Below are 23,569 nucleotides of genomic sequence, written 5' to 3'. Positions count from 1 at the left end.
GGTAACCAATTCATTGTAAGCCACAATTAATTAAAACCTATACAAATGTACAAAAAAAATACTGCCAAGAAAGATGGTGAGGGTTTCCCTTACCTATTAATACCTATACGGGTTATGAAATATGCTGTTTTTCTGATGATGATATTTTACTTTCAGGTGGGGGCAGCTGTGCGCGCGCAACATGCAACTTTATCAGCTGAAAAACTATCCTTAAAAAGCGTATTCAGAATACTGAAGAAACAAACCGGGTACGATTTTTTGTACGCTACGGATGACTTGGCGGATGCCGGTCCTGTAACTATCCATGTGCGTAATCGACCCCTGAAAGAAATTTTGGATCGTTGTTTGGAAGATCAACCCTTAATTTATAAAATCGAAAAAGCAACCGTGCTGATCGAACGGAAAAAAGCAATCGAGCCTCGGGGGAACCAGCCGCCGCAGGCATTGATCAGGGGAGTCGTGGTGGATAAAAATGGGACAGCTATTCCGGGAGCATCCGTCTACTGGAAAGATCGTCCGGGTAATGGAACCAAGACAAATGTCGATGGAGAATTTTCTTTAGGTGCCGCGGGAAATTCTGTGTTGATTATTAGCTCAATCGGCTTCCTTAAAAAGGAAGTTGTGATAAATACCTTGGACATCCAAAAGAAAATCACGGTCCAATTGGAGGAGAAGGAAGCTTTATTGGATGAAGTAGTTGTGGTAGGTTACGGTACGGTGGCGAAAAAAGACTTGACCGGAGCGGTTTCGAGTGTGCAAGGTGATTTAATCACGGCCCGCAAAACAACGCAGATATCGCAGGCTTTACAGGGTGCTGTACCGGGGTTGATGGTAACGCGTAACAATAATGCACCTGGATCGTCGGCTACTATTCGGGTACGAGGAATTACAACCATTACAGAAGGAGGTTTAAATCCACTTTATATTCTTGACGGGGTGCCCATCGATGATATTAATGCGGTGAACCCGAATGATATTGAGAATATTTCTGTGCTGAAAGATGCCGCTTCGGCCTCGATATATGGATCACGTGCCGCCTCGGGTGTTATTCTTATTACTACGAAAAGGGCAAAAGAGGGGCAGATTGGTTTAGACTATTCAGTGGAGTATGGTTGGGAAAAGGCAACACAGTATCCGGAATATGTGGACGCGGTGCGTTATATGCAATTGACTAATGAACTTCGATGGAATGATAATGGGAATAATGAGAACCAGTATCCTATTTATACGAAGGAATTGGTGGATAATTATTTACAGTTAAATCGGGAAAATCCAGATGGCTATCCGATTACGGATTGGCGTGGATTGATGTTACGGGATTTTGCACCACGACAAAGCCATGTGATGGGTATTTATGGTGCCAACAAATTTGTGAAGACACGCGCTTCTATTGTATATGATAAAAATGGAGCTTTTTATGATGAAAGAAGCTACGATCGGATTACCTCAAGAATCAACAACGACTTTACCATTGGAAAATATTTAAAGGCAAGTGTTGATCTGAGTTATCGGAGAACCATTACTAAAAACGCTGTTTTTGATGGGCGGTCGCTAACTACCGATGGACGATCGACCGCGCCAATGTACAAAATGGGAATTATGCCGCCCATTTACGCGGCGCTGTGGTCAGACGGCCGGATCGGAGCAGGTAAGGACGGGGCCAATATTTATGCATTAATGAAAGAAGGAGGCTTTGAACACTATTGGTACAACCAGGTCGGTGGGAAAGTAAATCTGGATTTTACGCCGCTTGATGGGTTGAAATTATCAGGCGTTTTTTCTCCTTTTTTAAATTTTGATAAGGTAAAGGTTTTTAATAGAAAAGTACCTTATACCACTTTTAGCGATCCCGAAACCATAGCTGGTTATATTGAACAGGCTACTGAAACGAAATTGCAGGAAGAACGGAACGATAGTCATCGCTATACGGTTCAGTTTCTGGCCAATTATACCAAGCAATTGGGGGATCATCATATTAATGCCTTGATGGGCTATGAGTATTTTTATGCGTTTAATGAAGATTTGGGTGCGTCACGTGGACAATATTTATTATCCAATTACCCTTATTTGGATGTTGGCCCGTTAGATTTTCGAAATAATGGTGGTAATGCATATGAAAATGCGTATCGATCCTGGTTCGGACGCCTGATGTATAACTACCAGGATAAATATCTTTTGCAGGCTAATATTCGTTATGACGGTTCTTCTCGTTTTGCTCCGGCTCATCGCTGGGGCGCTTTCCCTTCCGTTTCGGCAGGTTGGGTTTTATCAAATGAAGAGTTTTTAAAAGATCGGTGGAAGCCTTTATCGTTTTTGAAGTTACGTGCTTCATACGGTACATTGGGTAATGAACGCATTGGCAATTACCCTTATCAGGCATTGCTATCCTTTGAAAATAAATCACTTTTCTACCAAGGGAATACCATTATCGCTGGTCAATCGGCTGCGCAGTGGCAATACGTAATCCGTGATATTTCCTGGGAAACGACTTCGTCTTTTGATATTGGATTGGATGTCAATTTTTTTGATAATCGTTTAAGCTTCGTGGGGGACTACTACAAGAAGACTACGAAAGATATGCTGTTGAAACTGGAAATTCCTGACTATGTAGGTTTTGACAATCCTGATCAAAATACAGGAAAGATGTATACCAAGGGATGGGAAGCGCAAATAGCTTGGAATGACCGCATTGGCGAGTTTCGTTATGGGGCTTCCTTCAATATATCTGATTTTATTTCCCGTATGGGAAATTTGGGTGGAACGGAGTTTATCGGCGATCAGATAAAAATAGAAGGAAGTGAATTTAATGAGTGGTATGGTTACTTATCGGATGGGTTGTATCAAACGCAAGCGGAAGTGGATAATTCGGCAACTTTGAATGCCAATGTTCGTCCGGGTGATGTTCGTTACTTGGATATCAGTGGTCCGGATGGGGTGCCTGATGGTAGAATATCGCAAGAATATGATCGGGTTTTATTGGGTGGATCGTTACCACGTTACCTCTTCGGCGGTAATTTTAACCTAGGGTATAAAAATTGGGATCTATCTTTTGTTATCCAGGGTGTCGGAAAACAAAACAGTAGGTTACATCAGGACATCGTGCAGCCACTTCGTGAAAATTATGGCAACTTTCCTGCCATTCTGGATGGGAACACGTGGAGCAATTATCAAAGTGCTGAACAGAATTTACACGCCAAATATCCTCGTTATTCTAATACTTCAGCCGTAAATAATTACGCGATGTCTGATTATTGGCTGATAAATGGAGGGTATTTCCGATTAAAAAATGTAACCGTTGGCTATGCTTTTCCGCAGACCTGGATGGATAAGGTGCACCTGAAGGGATTACGGGTTTACGGAACCATTAATGATGTGTTTGCCATCCACAATTTCCCCAAAGGCTGGGATCCCGAAATGAGCACATTAGGTTATCCTATTACCAGGACTTTTTTAATTGGTGCTTTAGTGAAATTCTAACAAAACGGATATGAAATTACTGAAAATATACTTCTACATAGGCTTGACCCTATTATTTTTGGGCTCGTGCGGTAAACTTGACTTAAATCCTTTATCGCAGGGGTCAAGTGAAACTTGGAACTCCACGTCTGAAGAAATTGAAATGTCGTTAAATGGTTTGTATAAACTCGATTTTTGGATGATGGATCAAGATGAATGGACTGACGACTGGATATATCGTGATGGGCTGACACAAATTACGGATGCAACACTTGATGGACGAACTACCTTCGTTAGCGACTGGTGGAAAAATACATACAAATGTATCGCGCGGGCCAATAATATTGTGAGCAGTGTGGATAGAGCCGCCAATTTACTTTCACAGGAGCAACGCGATCGTTATGTTGCTGAAGCACGTTTTGTACGCGCCTCGCAATACGCGCGGCTACTTTCGCATTATCGCAACATAGTTTATACGGAAACCATGATGGACGTTGAAGAGGCTTTAACGGCTGAGCAAGCGGATCCGGCAATGGTGCTTCAGAAAATTTATGAAGATTATGATTTTGCTGCCAGCCATTTGAAAACGAGTTTTAGCGGTTCAGAGATAAAACGTGCAAGCGCTGGAGCTGCTCTGGCGATGAAAGCTCGAATTGCTTTGCATATGGGCGATTGGGAAACGGCGAAGCAGGCAGCAAAAGCGTGTATGGATTTAGATATTTACCGTCTGCACGCGAGTTTTTCAACTCTATTCTTATCAAAAACAAAAAATTCGGAAGAGATGGTTTTTGGATTTCCGCGTTCTATTGTACTCAATATAGCAAAAGGCGATTGCCAGAATTATGTGCCTCGAAATGCAGGTGGATGGGGAGCCAAGGCCCCTTCGTGGGACCTTTTCTGCGCTTTTCTCTGTACGGATGGTTTACCGATCGATGAATCTCCATCCTTTAACCCTAGAATGCCTTTCGAAAATCGTGATCCTCGCTGTGCACAAACAATCGTGGAATTTCAGACGACACATTTGGGTTATACGTACCAACCACATCCAGATACGCTTACGGTATTGAATGTAACTACCGGCGGACGAGTTGAGAACAGAGATACACGCTCGGTTGCACAATATGCATCTTTTAATGGCTTGCTTTGGAAAAAGGGTATTGATGAAGATTGGTTGAAAAATTCATGGCAGGTGGAACCCGATCAAATTATTATCCGATACGCGGATGTACTTCTGATGTATGCGGAAGCGAAAATCGAGTTGGGTGAACTAGATGCCTCGGTAACGGATGCGATCAACCAGGTACGGGCAAGGGCCTACGGTGTGGAGCTTGGGAATACACAGGCTTACCCTGCTGTGCAATTGACCACACAAGACCAGCTTCGACGGATTGTGCGCACAGAACGTCGGATGGAGTTCGCGCTAGAAGGTATCCGTTATATGGATCTTATCCGTTGGCGCTTAGCCGAAAAAGTGCTGAATCGGGTAAACTATGGAATGCTGGATGTAAACGATTTACGCGCAAAAGTTGTGCAGCCGGGATTATGGTTTTTTCCGCAAATTCCTGCCATCGATGAAGATGGAACGGCTGATTTTTCTGCAATGTACAATGCAGGATTAATTAAACAGGTTGCCACGCGCAAATTTGATGCGACTAGACAATATATTTGGCCCATACCCACCAATGAGGTATTGACCAGTGGCTTGAAACAAAATCCGAATTATTAATTGATAGTAAAAAAGAAATGTTACAGAAGAAAATAATTGTGGGATCTAGCTTGGTGCTCTGCTTCTTGCAGGGCTGTGTCGTACAAGAACGAAAGGAACCGGTACAGATAAGTGGAATTTATCCACACTTGGCCATGTATAATGATGAGGGAGAATGTGGTACCGGGGCCGTGGTGCCTTGGCAAAATCGCTTATGGGTTATTACATATGGTCCGCATTTGCCTTTCGGTTCCTCCGATAAGTTATATGAAATTAGTGCTGATTTGAAACGAATAATCCATAAGGAAAGTATTGGAGGTACGCCGGCTAATCGGATGATACATCGTGAAAGTGAACAACTGTTCATTGGTCCGTATGCGATTGATTCCGTACGTCGGGTACGGACGATTCCATACGAGGATATGCCGGGGCGGTTGACAGGTAATGCCCGCCATTTAACGAACCCGGCTGATAAGATTTATTATGGAACCATGGAGGAAGGGTTTTATGAAGTGGATGTGCATACCTTAAAGCCTCGTTGGTTGTATGCCGATGAAAATCTAGCATCGGATCAAAGAAGGCAAGTACCTGCAGCTGATTTAATTGGTTGGCACGGCAAGGGTCTTTATTCCGGACAGGGGGTATTGGTATATAGCAATAATGGAGAACGGGGAGACAGCGCACTTCATCATTTCAATGCAGCTTCCGGCGGTTTGCATGAATGGAACGGTCGAGACTGGAAGTTGATTCGTAGGAATCAATTTACAGAAATAACGGGGCCGGGAGGCATTTACGGAAATCTTCACCCGGAAAAAGACCCGATTTGGACGGTAGGCTGGGACCATAAATCGATACTTTTAGGGGTTCGGGGTAATGGAAAGTGGGTGTTTTATAGGTTGCCAAAGGCCAGTCATAGTTATGATGGTGCCCATGGATGGAATACCGAATGGCCAAGGATTAGGAATATTGGCACGGAAGAAAGACCCGATTATTTGATGACAATGCATGGCTTGTTCTGGCGTTTTCCGGCAGGTTTTAGTGTGGAAAATACAGCAGGCATCCGGCCACGTTCGGCATATCTTAAGGTGATTGGTGATTTTACACGTTGGAATGATCAACTGGTTTTTGGTTGTGATGACTCGGCAGAGAAGGAGTTCCTGAATAAACGGAAAGCAAAAGGAAGTATCGAGGGCCCTGGACAATCGAATTCGAATTTATGGTTTACACCATTGGATCAACCGGATCGATTGGGGCCTGCTACAGCGGATGGTTCGGTTTGGCAAGGAGAAAACCTGGAAGCCGGGGCCTGCTCGGATCCTTTTTTATTTAGCGGTTGGCCTCTTCGTTCTTGCTGGTTGTCGAACGAAGGAAAAACACCTACAAACTTCGTGCTGGAGGTGGATCCATTAGGTAATGGACATTGGCAAACGCTCAAAGTGGTCAAGGTACCCTCGGGGCAAGCTGAACAGTTGTCTTTCAATAAACAGGAAAAAGGAGAATGGATACGTGTGAGAACGACCGAGGCAACAACGGCCAGTGTGCATTTCGCTTATGCCCGGGAGGATAAACGTGATGGAAATGGAAGTGATATCTTTCATGGCCTGTCAAAAACATCCACTTTCGAAGGAGGCCTGCTTTACGGTCTGGGCAAACAACGAAAAGTACTAGGGCTAGTGGCCAGGCAATACGAAAAGGGTGATATAAAGACCGATCGCGATTATTATGAACTGGATGAAAAGCTGCAACTCGTTCCTAAAAAAGATGACAGTACGCTGCATTTTATCGAGCAGCGTTTTGCGATTCCAAAAGAAGCGGTGACTGTAGAGAAATCTTCTGTATTAGTTGTTGATGATAAGGGGCGTAGGTGGCGCCTTCCGCTAGGAGACGACTCTTTTACTGCGCTTACTCAACAAGGAGCTTTGCGGATTTGTCGAGAGGTTGCTACAGAACGAGATTTGTTTAATTGCCATGGTACATTTTACGAATTACCTGCTGAAAATGCGGATGGTTTTGCCAAACTGAGACCTGTGGCCTCGCACCCATTCAAAATTAATGACTACGCCTCATTTCGGGGAATGTTGGTTATGACAGGTATTGACCCATTACAATTAAAGGGAAACCAAAATGAACACATCATTGTTTCGAAGGATAAAAAGGCGGCAGTCTGGGCGGGTGTGATTGATGATTTGTGGAAGCTTGGTAAGCCAAAGGGGGAAGGTGGTCCCTGGAAGGATGAACAGGTACATAAAGAAGTTCCTTCAGATCCCTACCTGATTGGTTTTTACAATCAACGGAAACTGAGTTTGTCGCACCATGCTGCAACGGACGTTACCTTTACCATTGAAATTGATCCAGGCGGGGAAGGAAATTGGATTCAGTATAAGTCGATCAAGATACCAAGCGGAGAAAGCGTTAATTTTGATTTTCCACCGGCATTTCAAGCGCGATGGATCCGCTTTAAAGCAAATAAGGATTGCAAGGCTACGGCTTGGCTTTCTTATAGTTAATCTCTAGAGAGAGAAGATCTAAAATTATGATGCACAGTATGCTTCGTCAAGGATTCAGTTTATTGATAAGCTGTATATGGTTTCTTTCAGTGCGGGCGCAGACCCTTCAGGAAAGTTATACCCTTAGCGACTCGGGAGAGTCTTATAAATTAATATTGGCGTACGATAACGGAAAGCAACCTGTATATTTTTTTCGGGATATTTTTACACCGGTTTGCCTAGACGATGTCTGCAAACCGGTACGCATCACATTGTTCTGGGATTTATTGGGTAATTATTTGCGTTATGAAGTGCCAAAAGATGAACCCTTAACTAAACTGGATCATGCGGATTTTACGGCAGCTGATCATGCTAAATTGCAGGAAATTCTCTTGAATGAAAACTCCCTTTTGAAGGATTTTAAAATGGAAGATCTGGTGGATTCATCCAGTCAACGCCTATCGGATTCCGTGGATGCGGTTACAGGCGCAACAAAAAATACAGTGAAAGGAGAGGTAATTGAGGGCGCACTATATACTTGTTATACCTTATGGCATTTGGCGCATGGCGCAACGGTAGATGACATAAAGAAGCTTACCCGTAAAAAACTGGATGAGCCAATGCTTCACCGCTTTTTACGAAGTGATAATTTTCATTATGTATATTTTGCATTGGATGAGGTGATGGATGCACAGGGCCTTGTTCACGATGCTTACTTAGCAGATGTATTAACCCTCTTGGCAAGCGACAATGTTTTTGCCGCTCGCTATGTTTGGCAAAAGATAAACCTGCGTTATTTTACGAGTGCTGACGAGCAAGGGGCTTTGTGGCGTATTTTTTTACAGGCGTCTTATACGCAACAAGTTGCCTTGTTAAAGCGTATGGTGGAATTGGAACTTGATGCCGGCATCATTCAGCAAATAACGGATTACCTGCCACAGTTAAATCAGGCCTTATTCAAACAAGCTTTAATTGTTCTGGCAGGGCAAAAGGTATTGCCACAAGGATCGCAGAAAGCGCTCATGGCTTATTTAAACGCAGCAGATCGAGAAAGGGCTAAAACAGTGTATGAGGCGCTTCGGGAGCATGTGCCATTGAACGAAGCCTTTAAAGAACAATTGAGAAGTTATAAACCATAAAACAAATGATGATGAATCTTATTTTTAGCAGGTACGTATGGGGCCTGATCCTTTTTTTCTTTGTACTGCGCTTAGCAGCGCAAGAACAGGTGCTGGTAGAAGCGGAATCCTTTGGAGAAAAAGGGGGGTGGGTGGTTGATCAGCAATCGTTCCCTGTTCTCCATTCTTCGTATCTGATGGCCCATGGGATGGGTAGGCCGGTAGCTGATGCGAAAACAAAAGTGAAGTTTCCAAAAAGAGGGATGTATCAGGTATGGGTGCGCACCAAGGATTGGGCACCTTTTCCGGTGGGACCCGGCAAATTTCAACTTTTTGTAGATGGTAAGGTATTGCAGTCTACCTTCGGTGAAAGTGGTGACGGTGCTTGGAAATGGTATAGCGGTGGTGAGGTAAAGGTAGCGAAAGATTCGGTTGAGCTGGTTTTAAAGGATCTGACAGGATTTAACGGCCGGGTGGATGCCATTTTTTTTACCAAGGAACGCGATGTGGCGCCTCCAAACGAACTTGCCGACATGAATGTATTGCGTAATAAGCTGCTCGGATTGGATGCAGGTAGAAAGGAGATGGGTGATTTTGATCTGGTGGTGGTAGGTGGCGGGGTTGCGGGTACGTGTGCTGCGCTATCGGCGGCCCGCCTAGGCTTGAAGGTGGCACTTATACAGGATAGACCCTTGTTGGGTGGTAACAATAGTTCGGAAGTGCGTGTGCATTTGATGGGAGATCTTGACAAAAGCTATTATCCAAAATTGGGTAGAATCGTACGGGAATTGGATAATGGTGATCCTGGAAATGGCAATCCAGATGCAAAGGAATATGGCGATGCCCGTAAGTTCGCGATGGTGAAGGCAGAAAAAAAACTTTCGCTCTTTATCAATACGCATGTTTATCAGGCGGAGACGGAAAACAATCGCGTAAAGGCCGTTATTGGACGGGATATCGAGACCAATGAAGAACGGCGTTTTACCGGAAAATATTTTGCAGATTGCACGGGGGACGGCACATTAGGCTTTTTGGCGGGCGCCGATTTTCGGATGGGACGTGAGAGTAAAAAAGAAACAGGCGAATCGTTGGCAGCTGATAAAGCAGATGATTTTACATTGGGTACATCGAATTTATGGGCTTCTTTGCCGGTTGATAGCGTAACAACTTTTCCGGAAACTCCTTGGGCGCTCCCCTTTACTGAAGAATATCATATTGATGAGGTCCAGTCGGATTGGCAGTGGGAAACGGGCTTTGGCAATTTCAACACCATTACGGAAGCAGAACAGATACGAGATCATAACCTACGTGCGGTATATGGTAATTGGTCTTATCTTAAAAATCACAAACCGGAAAAATATGCAAAAAGAGAATTGGCCTGGGTAGCCTATATTGGTGGAAAGCGAGAATCAAGACGTTTAATGGGCGATCATATTCTTACGCAGATGGATATTCAGGAAGGTAAAATGTACCCCGATGCAACGGTAACGGCCACTTGGACCATTGATCTTCATTTTCCTGATAAAAAGAATACCTTGTATTTTCCGGATGAAGAATTTTTTGCCGGGACAAAACACATTCGTGTAGCGCCTTATACAATTCCATATCGCTGTCTTTATTCGCGAAATATTGATAATCTCTTTATGGCTGGCAGAGATATAAGTACTACACATGTAGCTTTTGGCAGTACGCGGGTGATGCGTACCTGTGGAATGATGGGAGAGGTTGTTGGTATGGCCGCTTCGGTAGCTAATAAATACCAAACAACGCCACGAGGGGTGTATGAAAAGCACTTGTCGGAATTGATGGGAATGATTAAGGATTAGGCGATCCGTTGAGATGCAAGATTGATAACATACCGTCCGTCAAATTTAAGGCGGGCAGTATGTTTATTCATGATGAAAGCCTTTTTTATAGAAAAGGTCGTGTTTTAAATGCTTTGTTACGAGAAGCAGGACGGTTTACTTTGGCCGTACTGATTTCTTTTAATACACGATTATATTCTTCCAGTATTTGAATATACTTTTCTTTCCAATAAGCGACACTATCTGATTGGATAACGCTATCTTCTTGAACGGTAGAAACGGACGCTGAATCTGTATGGAAATCCTCCGAATTAAAAAGTTCCGGAAATTCAAGAGAGAAATCAAAATTTAGTGCTTTACCAATTTTCAATATAATCTCTCGTTTAAGTTTCGGCTGACTGAACCAGTTGTACATGGATCGTCTGTTCACATTAATGGTGCGGCTAAGATCTGTAATACTATAACCATTTCTTCGAATTGCCCGCTCGATAATCTCCCCGTGGTGCTTCATGTAATTATTTAGTTAGGTGTGTTATGACTATTGGATTCCAAGCGTAATCTGGAAATGCATAACCGTAGCTTATAACGCGGTGGGTCAGCTTTTATTGTCTTTTCTTCGGTTTTTTTTTAAGCTTAATTTCGAGAAGGTAAGAAGAAATCCGAAATTGCTTGCGATGATCGCCAGCGGCCGATTTCCTCCTATACCTTCGTCTATCAATTTATTTATTCAACCGTACTTCCTTCTTTGATCTCATCATTTGCATGTAAAAGGATTGCATCGTTGGCTTTCAGGTTACCAAACACTTCAATGGAGTCACTGGCGGCGATACCTTCTTTCACGTCGACGAAAATGGCCTTCTGATCGATTACTTTTATAACGTACTGTCGTTCGGTTGATCGTACGATGGCATGACCGGGAACGAGCAAGGAGCTGGCACCGGAGAGTAGAGGAATATGTACTTCGCAATACATGCCGGGTTTAAGACGTTGATCCTTGTTCAGGACGTCTATTTCGATTGCCTCGGATTGCATTGCACCTAGCATATTGGCGGATCGACTGATTTTTCCGTTGTAGTTTTTACCGGGTTGACTGTTGAATACGTAGCTTACGGGTTTACTTAGATCGACTTTGTCGACATAGTTTTCCGGAATATGAACTTCCAATCTTAACTTGGCAATATCCTGAAGAACCAACATGGGTTGCTCACTGCTTTTACCAGGTCCGACGAGCGCACCGGCTGAAACATTACGCTGAACGATCATGCCATTAAAAGGTGCATGGATTTTGAGATATGATTGTACCATTTTCATCGCCTCTACATTCGATTTTTCTGACATGGCAACCGCCTCATCTCCTTTCATTTTTGATAGTGCGTTGTCCAGATCAAGCGGTGAAACAGCACCTTCTTCTAAGGAAGCTTCTTTAAGTCGTCGATATTTCTCTCTACTGGCATTGGCGGCCTCATTTGCCTGAATGTATCGTGAGTTGGCGGATTGTAATTGAGATAGCATTTCGGGTGCTTCTAAATCGACCATAAGCTGACCTTTATTAACAACACTTCCGCGGTCTACATAAATCTGTTTGACAAAGCTATTGACTTTTGCAAAAATATTAACTTCATTGAAGGGCTTCAGTTGTCCTGGTAGCCTTACGGAGCTGGCCAGCGCTTTTTCGCTGACATGGCCAATTTCATAACCGCTTTTTGTTTGTTTTTCGGTTTTTGTGTCCGCAAGATCAATGGGTTTGTTCCGGCCATTGCATGCTAAGATAAACATGGATAGGCAAAGGATATAAAGTAGGCTGTTCATTTTAGTTCTCATGGAGGATAGTTGTTACGTGTTGAGTAGCGTGAATGGTTTCTTGTTCATTAATTGCAGGAAGAAGTGAGGGCGACTGATAACCTGCGTTTTCTTTAACCCAGGCGAATACCAGGGGTAAAATAAAGAGGACGGCGAATGTAGAGGCGAAAAGTCCACCGATAACGGCTCTTCCCAGCGGAGCTGCCTGCTCGCCCGCTTCTCCTGTACCTAAGGCCATGGGAATCATTCCGGCAATCATGGCCAGGCTCGTCATCATAATCGGCCGCAAGCGCGTAGAGGCGCTGAATAAAGCTGCTGTTTCGGCATTTTGATGATGTAAGCGCAGTTGTTCGGCATTGGAAACAATGAGGATGGCATTGGCTACCGAAACGCCTGTAGACATAATCATCCCCATATAAGATTGCAAATTAAGCGTAGAACCGGTGAGCAGAAGAAAAACGAGCGATCCAAGGACAACCGCTGGAATGGTGGCAAGCGCCGTGAGCGAAAGTTTCATCGATTGATAGTTGGCGGCCAGTAATAGAAAAATAACCAGAATAGCAAAAGCCAAACCTATCTGTAAGCTTTTAAGTGTTTCATCCAACAGGCTTGACATCCCTTTCAGTACGACAGTAACACCTCTTGGTGGTGCTTCGAGCCCGTTGAGCACATGCTGTACTTGTTTGGTAGCAGAACCTAAATCAATATGATGTAGATTAGCCATGACGGTTAAATAGCGACGAGGCCCTTGTCTGTCATACTCACCAACTTCATACGTGGTTTGAAAGGAGGCGATGTCGCCTAGTGTAGGTGTTCTTCTTCCTTTCACCAATGGAATTTCGCGGAGCTCGTCCATTGTGTTCATGACATATTCGGGAACCTGGACTTGCACTTGGTAGGTATAGGTGTTTTTTTCGTCTAACCACTGGATTTTTTCGGTAAAACGACTCGAGGAAGTACTAGCGGTAACTGAACGGGCAATATCTGTCATTTTTAATCCAAGTTGCGCAGCTTTTAAACGATCGATATGAATGGCGATCGTGGGCATTTTGAGCGGTTGTGAAATTTGTACGTCACGTAAGTCGGGGAGCTGCTTCATACGGGTTACCACTTTTTTAGCATATGTTTTTAACTGTTCCATATCTTTCCCTGCTACACGTACTTCAATAGGCGTAGCGGCTCCCTGGCTCATGATTTTCTCTGTCATATCAATGGGTTCAAAATTGATTCGCAGACTGGGGAGTTTATAAGCGATGTTTCGTCTGAGCGCATCTTTTAAATCGTCCATGTTTATTTTGTAACCTTTTTTTAGGTTAACCTGAATAACGGCTTCATGTGTTCCTGTATTGAATACATAGAGGTTGCTAACACCGTAGCTACTGGGTACTAAGCCAACATAGGCAGAGCTTATACCTATTTGTCCGTTTACGGTACTATCAATAACAGCTAATACTTGTTTCACTTTTTCTTCTGTTCGTTCTAATCGCGTGCCGTCTGGTTCTTTTATACGCAATTGAAATTGACCATTATTGAGCTTCGGCATCATATCTTTGCCAATATATACAAAGGCAAAGGCGGTAAAAAGAAGGCTTGCAACGAGATAAATAAGTGTTGTGAGGCGTTTTGTTTTTAGGAGACGACGCAACATATGTAGATACTTTTTCTGTATTCGATCAAAGAACGAGGTGTGCGGCGTGCTGGCCTTTATGTGATCCTTTAATAGCCAATTGGCTAAAATTGGAACTAAGGTTTGGGCCATCACATAGGAGGCGATCATGGTCAGTCCGATCGCTAACGATAAAGGCAAAAACATCGCTTTTGGAATGCCCTCCATCAAAAAGGAAGGAGCAAAAACAGCTAGAATGCATAGAAGAATCAGAAACAGCGGTAACGCAATTTCTTTACAGGCATCGTAAATGGCCAAACGTTTTGACTTTCCGGCTTCTTGATGTTGATGGATACTTTCAATCGTTACGGTAGCTTGGTCAACCAAGATGCCGATCGCTAAAGCTAAGCCGCTCAAAGTCATGATGTTAATCGTTTGGTTGAAAAGTGTCAATAACAATACACCAATTAACACCGATACAGGAATTGTTATTACAACGATGAGACTGCTCCGCCAATCTTTCAAAAAGAGGAGTACCATTAAACCGGTTAGTAAGGCTCCCAGTGCTCCTTCGGTAAGTAAACTTTCCACTGAATTCATGACGGCCACGGATTGATCAAATTCGTAAGAAATGTTTACATCTTCCGGTAGCAGTTTTTGTATTTCCGGAATTTTGCTTTTGAGGCCTTCTACAACGGACCAAGTGGAGGCATCTGCCGTTTTTACTGCTGGAATGTATACCGAGCGTCGGCCGTTGATAAGAGCATAACTAACGGTCACATCGGAAGCGTCGGCTACACGGGCAATATCTTTGATATAAATAGGCACACCATCTTTCGTTACTACAGGAATATTACCGAACTCGTCAACCTGCTGAATCAAGGAGTTGATGGTGGTTACGTACATGTTATTATCCATGCGGAGATTCCCTGAGGGTGACATGACGTTAAAAGAAGCAAGCGCTTGCACTACTTCGTCGGGTGTGAGGTTATAACTGCGCAATTTATCCGGATTAACACTGATGGTGATGGTTCGCGAATTAGCACCGAATGGTGGGGGGGCTGATAATCCGGAAACGGCAGAGAAACTGGGGCGGACCAGGGTGGAGGCCATATCGTAAATTTCCTTTAAACTTCGGGTTTTGGAAGAAAGGACCAATTGGCCTACAGGCAAGGACGAAGCATCAAAACGCACAACTTGCGGTGGGAGTGCTCCCGGTGGAAAGAATTTCATGGCTCGATTTACCTGCAATGCAACTTGTGCCGATGCTTCGGCCATATCGGTTTGTTCGTAAAAACTGAGCTTGAGCAACGTGAGCCCTTGAATGTTTTTTGTGCTAATGTTTTTAATACCGTTAACATATAGAAACTGATCTTGTAAACGGGAGGAGAAAAATCCTTCCATTTGCTTCGGCGACATGCCGCCGTATGACTCGATGACATAAATGGTAGGCGAGTTTAACCGCGGGAAAATATCGATCGGAATTTTGGTGATCGCAATCAGTGAAAATATCAATAAGCTAAGGGTCAATATGATGACTGAAATAGGTCGCTTTAATGCGTTTGTTACTAATGACATGCGAGACTAATTAAAGAGGTGAAGAAATGGATCAACATTGTTTTGTGCAATAACTAAGTGAAAAAGGGATAAATAATAGTTATACTTTGCCGTTACATAATCTATTTCGGCACGATAGAGCATGTTTTGTGCAACATTCAACTCGACAATATCAGTTAGTCCATTTTTGTATAGGGAGAATTTCTGGCGGTAGGCAGCATTTGCCGCTTTAACCTGGCGGGGTATCTCTTCTAAGCGTTCTTCTGATGCATCCACTTCTGCTTTGGCTTGCAATATGTTTGTTTTTAAATTTACCTGCTCTTCTTCCAGCTTACGTGCAGCATGGGTGGTTTGTTGTTTCGTAACAGCCAAGTCGAGTTTTTGTCGACGTCGATCGAATAGGTTATAGTTAATGCCAATTCCCACGAGGTAATTGCCCCGTTGCATACCGATACCTTGGTAGAGTGTCAGGAACTGATCTTGGCTATCTATGCTGCTTGCACGTCCCCATAGGGCGGCCGATAAAAAAAGTTTAGGCCGATAGCTCTTGCGTACCCAATCTTCCTTCAACCGTTGATTATCCACGATAGACTGATAATAGTTGATGAGAGGGTGCTGGTTTTTGGCTTGTAAGTTTAACGATATATCATTAACTCGTTGGAACAAGGTGTGTTCAGCAGCTGTATCGGGTATCACCTGCTCGGGTTGCAAGCCACTAACAGCGGCAATCCGTATTTTGAGCTGTTTTTCTTGGTTGGCGAGTGCTATGCGCTGCAGGCGTGCTCTGGAAAGTTCTGCTTCTGCCATGCAGGTATCAACACCTGCTCGAACACCACTTTTTGCCAATGCTAAAATAGAGCGATGTATTTCGGCATTCCTTTCAATGCTGCGCTGCTGGATCGTTAATAAATCGTTGAATTTCAATAACTGCAAATAGCTGTAAATGGCGAAAGATTGGAGATCAAATTGCGCCTGCATAAATTTGTTCGTCTCGACGGTTAGATCTCCTTGGGCCAATGCTTTTTGGGCATTATAAGCGCCAAAGTTGCTGAACTCCCATTGAAAAGCTGCAATGCCCAGATTAGAGCTGACCGGGCGATATTGATTGTTTTCGCGTACACCTCGATTGTTAGTAGGTACGATACCGAATCCGAAGTAGGGGCCCGCAACGTTATTGTTGGAACCCAGATCGGCTTGATAGGATAATTCAAGATCGGGGGAACGGTTGTTAGCTGTTTTTTTGATCTGCTCTTCCTTGATGGCCAACGAAGCAGCGTCTGTTTGCAGGGATGGAGCATGGCGCTTTACCAACTGCAATAGCTGCTGAAGACTAATTGGATTTGGTTTCTGCTGGCCATAGCTAAGCAGTACGCTAAATAGCATGCTGTGGCCAAGCAATAAAAGTTGCTTAAGCATATACGTTGTTTTAGTTTGAATGATGAAGGAAGGAGATAGGGCCCTGACGGAGGCTTATCTCCAATAAAAGTAGAAGAATGGCTGGCGCATCACAGCGCGAGCTGCTCAAAAATCAGGTATTGTTTGAATGGCCAAAATCGATTAATGGCGCAGTGTTGCAGTTGATTTTGGCAATTATGCAACTTATCGACCGACAACCGAATAAATTGCACAATCAGTCGTGCCAGTGGTTGTAAGGTTGCTGATCGGACTTGTTGGCTTAATTCAACCTCGCAAAGTAAGTCGTCCAAATACTCTTGTTTCCTTTTACTGAAGGACTTGATAATCGTAATAAGTTCATTGGACGATATGGGTTCGGTTTTGGCATAGAGGTGAAATCCAACGATTGGTTTCACTGAAAATAGTAATGCTATCGTCAGCAGAAGAAATTTTGAAAGAAGGCTCCTTGACATGTTGATGGGTACTTACATTCGCTACGCAGCCCAAAGATAATCAACCGGTCGGAAAGTGCCTAATGGATTAGAAAAAACTAATCTTCAGCAATACCCCAATACGTTGATTTTATGCGACGTATTGGGGGAGTAATCCAGTCGGCTTTATTCATGGCAATGAATCTAAATACATAGGATAAATATTTTTTTTGGGCTTGTTTTGGTTCTGATGAAGCATAAATGCGGATTGGATTGAATTGAGTCCTACGGATCGGGTATCGGAAACCGTCACCGGCAACGAATTTGTACAGATATTAAAAATTCATGAAAATTGTGAGCAACTTGTTACATTTCTTGAAATACGATCGTTATAAAAAGAGCGTACACTAAAAAGAGTAGGGAAGTAAAGGATTTAAATTGAATGAATTATGCAAAGTTTTTGGATGAAAGTAAGAGGTGATTTTTACAATGTTAATATGACATCTATACAGGGAACGCAATTGTGCATGGTAGATATTATGAACGAACAAGTTACTTTTGAATTCCGACAGAAGGAGGCATGTCGTTTTCAGGCTAAACGTGTTGATCCAAGTTTGTTAAGGGAATTTGCACATCGAATTGAACATTATTTACAAAGCTAAAGAAAATACTTGGTCCGTATTGATGCAGAAAGGCCCCGTTTATTGAACGTGGCCTTTTATGTGGTCTTCAAAATAGATCGTTTTATTCAAAAGTACTTACAACCTGACTAATCTGGTAACCCTCATTGCTGTGTGAGATCGTTACGTAATCAATGCGCGAGAAGTCTTTATATTTCATTTCTACTTTGGCAATAGCCATGCCTTCGGTTTCTTCTAAAATACGGTAATTCGTTTCGCAATTTTGCTGAATGTTGCGGTGCTTTTTTAGAAAATTCACCAGTTGTTTTTTACCGAAACTCGCTCCTTTTTCTCTTTGTACAAAACGCTGATTGAATTGCTCGCTGAACAAATGATCGAGGTCGGCAACCTGTCCTTTAGATAGCGCATCGGTGTAGCGATCTAAGGTATAATTAATGGCCGCAACGTTGGAACGCTTCGCAGATTTAGGAACTGTAGCAAAAGCTGCGGTACTTGTGAACAGAATGGCAACGATGAGGGATGTGATGAACGTTTTCATAATATTTAATTTTTTGTGTTAATTTTTACTTGTTTCTATACCAAATGCTTCGTATAATTATTCCGTTTTTTTAAATTGCTGTTTTTCAGTTTTTTATGCTCTTTGTTTTTTTCAATACCTGTACGAAAACGAACATCTTCTGTTCTCTTACGTACAGCTGATGGTCTATATCTTTGTATTATCATATCGAGCATTTTGTTGTTGATTCAAATTTAGAAGGCAAGCTGCTTCTAATCGATAGGAAATAGGTGGATGGTAGGAAGTACTCGGTTAACACCGATTTTAGATCGGTAGATAAATGGATTTGCTTAACATCATTATTTTGATCCTGAATATGCAGCGGGTTTTATTTATCTTGTGGCGGGCTTCTTCTTCAGGAGAAGGCCGTTCTTCAGAAGGAGGAGTAGCGGCGGAAGTGTTGGCGGTGGTAATTTAATCAATTTGATATAAGTGTAATGCGATGTACATGACTAATATTACATTCCGAACTTCGGAGGGAACCATATTGGGATGGCAAGATAAAAATGTCATACGTGCTACCGGGATTCCTTATGCCGTGGCAGGGCGTTATGAAAAACCCCAGGAAATGAAGGGAGTGGGCGGTGAAGAACCTTACGTCGCTACTAAGTGGTCTCCTGCTTGTCCACAGTCTTTTTCTCCCATATTAAAAGAGGTGTTCGGCATGGATATGGCAGACGAGTTGTCTTTGGATGAGAATTGTCAACATCTCTCAATAACACTTCCCAATAGTGAGTCCCCACTAAACGATAAGCCGGTTATGGTTTGGATTCATGGTGGATCTTATGTAACCGGTGCCGGGGATATGACGGCTTACGATCCGGCTTTACTTGTTAGTGAACAGGAGCTTATTGTTGTCAATGTGAGTTATCGATTAGGATTGTTCGGCTTCTTAGGGGGGTATAATGATATACCCGCTAACTTAGGCTTGCTCGATATCATAGCGGCGCTTCGATGGATAAAAAAGCATATTGCTGCCTTTGGAGGTGACCCAGAGAATATTACGCTTTTTGGCCAGTCGGCCGGCGGTGATGCCATTGCTCATTTGATGTTGGCAGAGGACATAGAAGGCCTATTTCGTAATGTAATTATTCAAAGCGCGCCCTTGGGAATTCGAAGAGGAAAAGCATCGCTTACGGAATTGTTAATAAAAAAAGCAGCTTCGATGCCTAAAGACGCGTCTTCACAAACACTTTTGGCGGCACAGGATACAATGCTTTTTTCGATGAGGCAGGTCGGATTAAAGGGTGGAATGCCATTCGGCGTCCAATACGGTTATGAACCGCTGCCCAAAGAAGAAGCGGCCGAAGCAGTTTGGAAGGAAAGGGCTGAGAGATGGAATGTATTGATTGGGTGGACGAGTCGAGAAACGGCTCTTTTCGCTCCCTATATCGGATTGACAAAACGACTGATGCATCTGCCTATCGTTGGCAAAAAGGTATTGGAATGGTTGATCCGTAAAACGACCGATAAAGTATATAGAGATTCGGGACATGCCTTGGCCCAATTGATAGCAGGTGGCGGAAAGTCTGTTTACGCGTATGAGATTGATTGGGGTGCGAACGAAAATCCCTTTAAAGCAGCCCATGTGATCGATATCCCGCTTTTGTTCGGAAATGAAGAGTTTTGGAAAGATGCCGTGTTTTGCAAAGGGATCTCTTCAGAAGAATTACGCGCCGCAGGAAGACGTTTGCGCGCAATATGGGCAAGCTTTGCAAGGACAGGCAGCCTTGACGAACAAAAGCGTATACCTGACCTTATAACCTATCAACGTGTAAGGGCTTCATGAGGTGTTTTTTTTGTTGAATTGTTGAAGAAAACCACTATGTTTTGACTTTCATCTGCCAAATAATCTCCAATAGCATTTCAATAATCTCTTGGCGTTTAAGAGTCAAATCTGCCCCTATAACAGCATAACCCTCTGCATAAGGAATAAGCAGTGAAATAATTTTTTCAGGTTGGGAGGTAAAACCGGAAATTAACTGTACTAACCAATTCGAATAATTTTTGTAAAAACGATGAACGGTCTCGGCCAGTTCCGCATCTCTTAACATCAAGGCCCATATCTCTCGGAAGATACCATGATTATCGTCATTTCCCCCATCTACAATTAACATGTCGAGCAACTTCCGGATAAATTCTTTAGCGGATTCGCCATCACGGGTATCGATCGCAGACAATTCGTTAAGGATCGTTTTTTCGCATTCATTAAAGAAGAACGCTGCTGTTGCTTGAAACAGTTTCGTTCGGTCTGCATAATAATATTGTAGATTGCTGAGCGTAATACCCGTCTTACCGGCAACCTGTCGCATCGTCACGCCGCTGCTTCCTTCGGTTTTTAAAATTGCTATTGTCTGTTTAAGAATATCAGCTGTTACGTTTTCTCTTTTTGACATAAAGGAGATAAATCAATTTTGCTTTATAGGTCAAATGACCTATTTTTGATTGGTCGTTTGACCTAATTTTAACCTTATGCTTTAAATATAATGGAAAAAAAGAATATTTTGTTGATCAATGGTCATCCTGATAAAGAAAGTTTTAATCAGCTAATAACAGAACGTTATATAGAAACAGCGACATCCTTTGATGTAAATGTGCGGAGCTTGATGCTGCGGGAGCTGGATTTTGACCCCAATTTAAAATATGGCTACAGAAAGCGGATGGAGTTGGAGCCCGATTTGCTAAAAGCGCTGGACCATATTTTGTGGAGTGATCATTTGGTTTGGGTTCATCCCTTATGGTGGTGGAGCTACCCTGCTTTGATGAAAGGCTTTATTGACCGACTCTTTCTTCCCGGTATTGGATTTGCCAGCGTAGGTGATGGTTCATATAAAAAATTGTTCAGTGGAAAGACCGCACGCATTATCTCTACGGGCGATACACCTGAAAAGGATTACGAAGAGCAGTTTAAACGTTCAGCTTTCTTACAGCTAAAAGAAGGAACCTTGGAATTTTGTGGAATCGCGCCGGTTTATACAACTTACATAAGCCCCATTTACCGAGTTCCTAAAGAACAATTGGATGTTTATCTCCAGAGGGTATCAGCGGTTGCAGCAGAAGATATTCGGATGCTCAGTGTGAAGTAAAAGTGACCGCGATTAGCAGCTTAAGGTAATCGGTGTTTTTATTAAAATCATCTAAAACATGAACAGGAACCGGGTAGGCATCTTTGCACACCACGGTTTTAACGGCATTTTCAACAGGAACCGGAATGTCTGCTTCACCTTGTGCAATTAATACGGGGATTGGAAATCTAGGATTTAATTTTTGCCATTTTCAGCCGTCTTCTGGCGATTACAGATTGTAAGACAACGGAGGCCATCACGAAAAGACAACCGATATAGAACGAGGTGTTCACTTCTTTTCCTTCCTTAAATAACCAAAATGCCAATATAATAGCATATATGGGTTCCAGATTGAAGCTTAGATTAACCGTAAATGCGGAAAGATGTTTTAAGCTTTCAGCAAACAATACGTAAAGGAAGACGGTACAAAATAAAGCCAGTAGAAGCAAGTAAATCAAATCACTTAAACTAGGGAAGAGATTACTTGTGGGAAAATAATAGAGGTATAAGGGCATCAATAAACCTAACACAAGCGTTCCACTAAGCATCTGATAGTAATTGATTACCTTGCTGTCGTGTTGTTTTACTAAACGCTGGTTAAAAATAGTGTAGAGCGCTGCAAAAGCGGACGACACGGTACCGATGGCAATACCCAATTGATAGGAGGTGTCAAAATGAAAGATTAAGCTAATGCCTAAAAGCGTTAAAGCACTCAAGGCGAGTTCAGTGGGTACCAATTTCCTCTTATTGATTAGCGGTTCGAAAATAGCCGTGAAGAAGCTGGTGAGACAATAACATACTACACCAATGGATACATTTGCATACTTAATACTGGCATAAAACAGAACCCAGTGGGTCATGATAAGCAGTCCAACTTTTCCGATTGTGATTTTCTCCCGGAAGGAGAAGTTTATCTTATTATTACGCAATCGAAGTATGGCCAAAAGCATAACTGACGCAAAAAGCATACGATACCATACAAGCAATCCCTCGTTAAGTGTAATGAGTTTTCCAAAAACACCGGTGAATCCAGCAAGTATTACGGCAAGGTGTAATAACAAATATGATTTTTTCATGAAAATTGCCTTTAAAAATAACAAAGATTTTTTTCGTAAATAATATGCGCATCAGAAAAACGACTTCGTAAAGTCGAGATACGTGAATTTGTCCGAAGAAAACTAGCGTATTGGAGGGGGAAGGCAACTCGTTCTATTCATGTTCAATTATTTCTGCAAATAAAAGAAATATTCTTGTCTTTTTCTAGAAGATGAAATTGTTCTGCTTTCGGCGGCAGCAGAGCAAAAGGAATAGGAAGGAATGAAGGGAGCAGAAAGAGGAGGCAGCTAGGCTGCCTCTCTTCATTTACTCCCTTAGGCTAGGGCGGTAGTTCTACCCATTTGTTGTGTTTGTCTTGCTAAGGCTACATTATACTCTTCTAAAAGATTAATGTACTTGTCTTTCCAGTAGGATAGTTCTTCCACCTGTTGGATTGTGGTAGAAAAATTTTGTTTGCTTTTTTCAATTTCGCGTTGAAAATCTTCGGATGTAAATAGTTCGGGGAATTCTTTCGAAAAATCATGACGAATAGCAACGCCAATCTTAAATATAATTTCCGGCTTAAATCTCGCTTGCGCAAACCAATTATAAATTGATCGTCTGTTAACCTTCATCATCCGACTCAATTCACTGATACTGTATCCGTTTCTTCGAATCGTGATTTCGATAATTTCTCCATAATGCTTGTCCATAGGTAATGTTTGTTTTTTGCGATACAAAGATTGGGAAGAATGGAGAAATAATCTACAGGTGGAATACTGTAAATTATACAGGAAAAATCCTGTTTTTTGAGAAAAAATGACGCAATACTTGTTTCTTTCCCGGTAAGTTGCTAGTTGCGATACCACAGTATATTTAGGTGGAATGCGTAAAAATGTGATATACAGCTATA

Annotated in this window: 19 protein-coding genes; 10 read left to right on the top strand and 9 right to left on the bottom strand. The window is 42.7% G+C overall.

The features are described from left to right. Positions 1 to 45: 45 nt before the first annotated feature. From RYH73_RS07570 to RYH73_RS07550, 5 genes are read left to right on the top strand one after another with little or no spacing between them, the layout of a single operon-like run. Positions 46 to 3,477, top strand: coding sequence for a TonB-dependent receptor (locus RYH73_RS07570; RefSeq protein WP_335312815.1), 3,432 nt, complete (start codon positions 46 to 48; stop codon positions 3,475 to 3,477). 10 nt (positions 3,478 to 3,487) lie between these two features. Continuing rightward, a complete protein-coding gene (locus RYH73_RS07565) occupies positions 3,488 to 5,182 on the top strand; it encodes a RagB/SusD family nutrient uptake outer membrane protein (RefSeq protein ID WP_335312814.1) in 1,695 nt (564 codons plus the stop codon). Between the two features lie 17 nt (positions 5,183 to 5,199). Continuing rightward, on the top strand, positions 5,200 to 7,668 hold the full coding sequence (locus RYH73_RS07560; RefSeq protein WP_335312813.1) for a hypothetical protein: 2,469 nt from the start codon (positions 5,200 to 5,202) through the stop codon (positions 7,666 to 7,668). Positions 7,669 to 7,694: 26 nt separating this feature from the next. Next, entirely contained in the window at positions 7,695 to 8,786 is a 1,092-nt protein-coding gene (locus RYH73_RS07555) for a hypothetical protein (RefSeq protein ID WP_335312812.1), read from the top strand. Between the two features lie 5 nt (positions 8,787 to 8,791). After that, entirely contained in the window at positions 8,792 to 10,591 is a 1,800-nt protein-coding gene (locus RYH73_RS07550; protein WP_335312811.1) for an FAD-dependent oxidoreductase, read from the top strand. An 85-nt stretch (positions 10,592 to 10,676) separates the two neighbouring features. Here the strand turns inward: RYH73_RS07550 and RYH73_RS07545 are convergent, their stop codons facing one another. The 4 genes from RYH73_RS07545 to RYH73_RS07530 form a co-directional block, all read right to left on the bottom strand. Then, entirely contained in the window at positions 10,677 to 11,081 is a 405-nt protein-coding gene (locus RYH73_RS07545) for a hypothetical protein (RefSeq protein ID WP_335312810.1), read from the bottom strand. Between the two features lie 212 nt (positions 11,082 to 11,293). After that, complete coding sequence (locus tag RYH73_RS07540) at positions 11,294 to 12,391, bottom strand: efflux RND transporter periplasmic adaptor subunit (protein WP_335312809.1); 1,098 nt, start codon at positions 12,389 to 12,391, stop codon at positions 11,294 to 11,296. Next, positions 12,381 to 15,554, bottom strand: a complete 3,174-nt coding sequence (locus RYH73_RS07535; protein WP_335312808.1) for an efflux RND transporter permease subunit — start codon at positions 15,552 to 15,554, stop codon at positions 12,381 to 12,383. The genes RYH73_RS07540 and RYH73_RS07535 overlap by 11 nt, the downstream gene beginning before the upstream one ends. 6 nt (positions 15,555 to 15,560) lie before the next feature. After that, complete coding sequence (locus tag RYH73_RS07530) at positions 15,561 to 16,949, bottom strand: TolC family protein (protein ID WP_335312807.1); 1,389 nt, start codon at positions 16,947 to 16,949, stop codon at positions 15,561 to 15,563. Between the two features lie 77 nt (positions 16,950 to 17,026). On the opposite strand from RYH73_RS07530, the gene RYH73_RS07525 reads away from it, so the two are divergent. Together RYH73_RS07525 and RYH73_RS07520 are read left to right on the top strand one after the other, a co-directional pair. Beyond that, complete coding sequence (locus tag RYH73_RS07525; protein ID WP_335312806.1) at positions 17,027 to 17,185, top strand: hypothetical protein; 159 nt, start codon at positions 17,027 to 17,029, stop codon at positions 17,183 to 17,185. Positions 17,186 to 17,808: 623 nt separating this feature from the next. Beyond that, positions 17,809 to 18,021 (top strand): hypothetical protein, encoded by a 213-nt coding sequence (locus RYH73_RS07520; RefSeq protein ID WP_335312805.1) that lies wholly within the window; start codon positions 17,809 to 17,811, stop codon positions 18,019 to 18,021. An 82-nt stretch (positions 18,022 to 18,103) separates the two neighbouring features. Here RYH73_RS07520 and RYH73_RS07515 read toward each other — a convergent pair whose 3' ends face one another. Both RYH73_RS07515 and RYH73_RS07510 read right to left on the bottom strand, forming a co-directional pair. Further along, positions 18,104 to 18,538 (bottom strand): nuclear transport factor 2 family protein, encoded by a 435-nt coding sequence (locus tag RYH73_RS07515; RefSeq protein ID WP_335312804.1) that lies wholly within the window; start codon positions 18,536 to 18,538, stop codon positions 18,104 to 18,106. 35 nt (positions 18,539 to 18,573) lie between these two features. After that, positions 18,574 to 18,723 carry a hypothetical protein gene (locus RYH73_RS07510; RefSeq protein ID WP_335312803.1) on the bottom strand — a complete coding sequence of 50 codons (150 nt, stop codon included), beginning with the start codon at positions 18,721 to 18,723 and terminating at the stop codon, positions 18,574 to 18,576. Positions 18,724 to 18,836: 113 nt separating this feature from the next. Between RYH73_RS07510 and RYH73_RS07505 the strand changes: the two genes are divergently transcribed. Both RYH73_RS07505 and RYH73_RS07500 read left to right on the top strand, forming a co-directional pair. Continuing rightward, positions 18,837 to 18,974, top strand: coding sequence for a hypothetical protein (locus tag RYH73_RS07505; RefSeq protein WP_335312802.1), 138 nt, complete (start codon positions 18,837 to 18,839; stop codon positions 18,972 to 18,974). A gap of 30 nt (positions 18,975 to 19,004) precedes the next feature. Continuing rightward, positions 19,005 to 20,345 (top strand): carboxylesterase family protein, encoded by a 1,341-nt coding sequence (locus RYH73_RS07500; RefSeq protein WP_335312801.1) that lies wholly within the window; start codon positions 19,005 to 19,007, stop codon positions 20,343 to 20,345. Positions 20,346 to 20,379: 34 nt separating this feature from the next. Here the strand turns inward: RYH73_RS07500 and RYH73_RS07495 are convergent, their stop codons facing one another. After that, positions 20,380 to 20,952: a TetR/AcrR family transcriptional regulator gene (locus tag RYH73_RS07495; protein WP_335312800.1), complete on the bottom strand. Its 573-nt coding sequence runs from the start codon at positions 20,950 to 20,952 to the stop codon at positions 20,380 to 20,382. Positions 20,953 to 21,042: 90 nt separating this feature from the next. Between RYH73_RS07495 and RYH73_RS07490 the strand changes: the two genes are divergently transcribed. Continuing rightward, positions 21,043 to 21,642 carry an NAD(P)H-dependent oxidoreductase gene (locus RYH73_RS07490; protein WP_335312799.1) on the top strand — a complete coding sequence of 200 codons (600 nt, stop codon included), beginning with the start codon at positions 21,043 to 21,045 and terminating at the stop codon, positions 21,640 to 21,642. A gap of 167 nt (positions 21,643 to 21,809) precedes the next feature. Here the strand turns inward: RYH73_RS07490 and RYH73_RS07485 are convergent, their stop codons facing one another. Both RYH73_RS07485 and RYH73_RS07480 read right to left on the bottom strand, forming a co-directional pair. After that, complete coding sequence (locus RYH73_RS07485; RefSeq protein WP_335312798.1) at positions 21,810 to 22,697, bottom strand: DMT family transporter; 888 nt, start codon at positions 22,695 to 22,697, stop codon at positions 21,810 to 21,812. A 294-nt stretch (positions 22,698 to 22,991) separates the two neighbouring features. After that, the gene (locus RYH73_RS07480; protein WP_335312797.1) at positions 22,992 to 23,369 is read right to left on the bottom strand and encodes a hypothetical protein; all 378 of its coding nucleotides are present in this window, start codon (positions 23,367 to 23,369) and stop codon (positions 22,992 to 22,994) included. Positions 23,370 to 23,569 lie beyond the last annotated feature (200 nt).

Source organism: Olivibacter sp. CPCC 100613 (assembly GCF_036959255.1).
Classification (GTDB): Bacteria; Bacteroidota; Bacteroidia; order Sphingobacteriales; family Sphingobacteriaceae; genus Olivibacter.
Note: the sequence above shows the minus strand (reverse complement) of the source record. Positions and strands in the feature narration are given on the sequence as shown.

Excerpts from the sequence above, each read along its gene's own strand:
- RYH73_RS07520 (WP_335312805.1), top strand. The coding sequence starts at position 17,809 with ATGCAAAGTTTTTGGATGAAAGTAAGAGGTGATTTTTACAATGTTAAT.
- RYH73_RS07545 (WP_335312810.1), bottom strand. The coding sequence starts at position 11,081 with ATGAAGCACCACGGGGAGATTATCGAGCGGGCAATTCGAAGAAATGGT.
- RYH73_RS07480 (WP_335312797.1), bottom strand. The coding sequence starts at position 23,369 with ATGGACAAGCATTATGGAGAAATTATCGAAATCACGATTCGAAGAAAC.
- RYH73_RS07495 (WP_335312800.1), bottom strand. The coding sequence starts at position 20,952 with ATGTCAAAAAGAGAAAACGTAACAGCTGATATTCTTAAACAGACAATA.
- RYH73_RS07515 (WP_335312804.1), bottom strand. The coding sequence starts at position 18,538 with ATGAAAACGTTCATCACATCCCTCATCGTTGCCATTCTGTTCACAAGT.
- RYH73_RS07525 (WP_335312806.1), top strand. The coding sequence starts at position 17,027 with ATGGCTGGCGCATCACAGCGCGAGCTGCTCAAAAATCAGGTATTGTTT.
- RYH73_RS07500 (WP_335312801.1), top strand. The coding sequence starts at position 19,005 with ATGACTAATATTACATTCCGAACTTCGGAGGGAACCATATTGGGATGG.
- RYH73_RS07565 (WP_335312814.1), top strand. The coding sequence starts at position 3,488 with ATGAAATTACTGAAAATATACTTCTACATAGGCTTGACCCTATTATTT.
- RYH73_RS07490 (WP_335312799.1), top strand. The coding sequence starts at position 21,043 with ATGGAAAAAAAGAATATTTTGTTGATCAATGGTCATCCTGATAAAGAA.
- RYH73_RS07510 (WP_335312803.1), bottom strand. The coding sequence starts at position 18,723 with ATGATAATACAAAGATATAGACCATCAGCTGTACGTAAGAGAACAGAA.
- RYH73_RS07550 (WP_335312811.1), top strand. The coding sequence starts at position 8,792 with ATGATGATGAATCTTATTTTTAGCAGGTACGTATGGGGCCTGATCCTT.
- RYH73_RS07560 (WP_335312813.1), top strand. The coding sequence starts at position 5,200 with ATGTTACAGAAGAAAATAATTGTGGGATCTAGCTTGGTGCTCTGCTTC.
- RYH73_RS07570 (WP_335312815.1), top strand. The coding sequence starts at position 46 with ATGTACAAAAAAAATACTGCCAAGAAAGATGGTGAGGGTTTCCCTTAC.
- RYH73_RS07540 (WP_335312809.1), bottom strand. The coding sequence starts at position 12,391 with ATGAGAACTAAAATGAACAGCCTACTTTATATCCTTTGCCTATCCATG.
- RYH73_RS07555 (WP_335312812.1), top strand. The coding sequence starts at position 7,695 with ATGATGCACAGTATGCTTCGTCAAGGATTCAGTTTATTGATAAGCTGT.
- RYH73_RS07530 (WP_335312807.1), bottom strand. The coding sequence starts at position 16,949 with ATGCTTAAGCAACTTTTATTGCTTGGCCACAGCATGCTATTTAGCGTA.
- RYH73_RS07535 (WP_335312808.1), bottom strand. The coding sequence starts at position 15,554 with ATGTCATTAGTAACAAACGCATTAAAGCGACCTATTTCAGTCATCATA.
- RYH73_RS07505 (WP_335312802.1), top strand. The coding sequence starts at position 18,837 with ATGGATTTGCTTAACATCATTATTTTGATCCTGAATATGCAGCGGGTT.
- RYH73_RS07485 (WP_335312798.1), bottom strand. The coding sequence starts at position 22,697 with ATGAAAAAATCATATTTGTTATTACACCTTGCCGTAATACTTGCTGGA.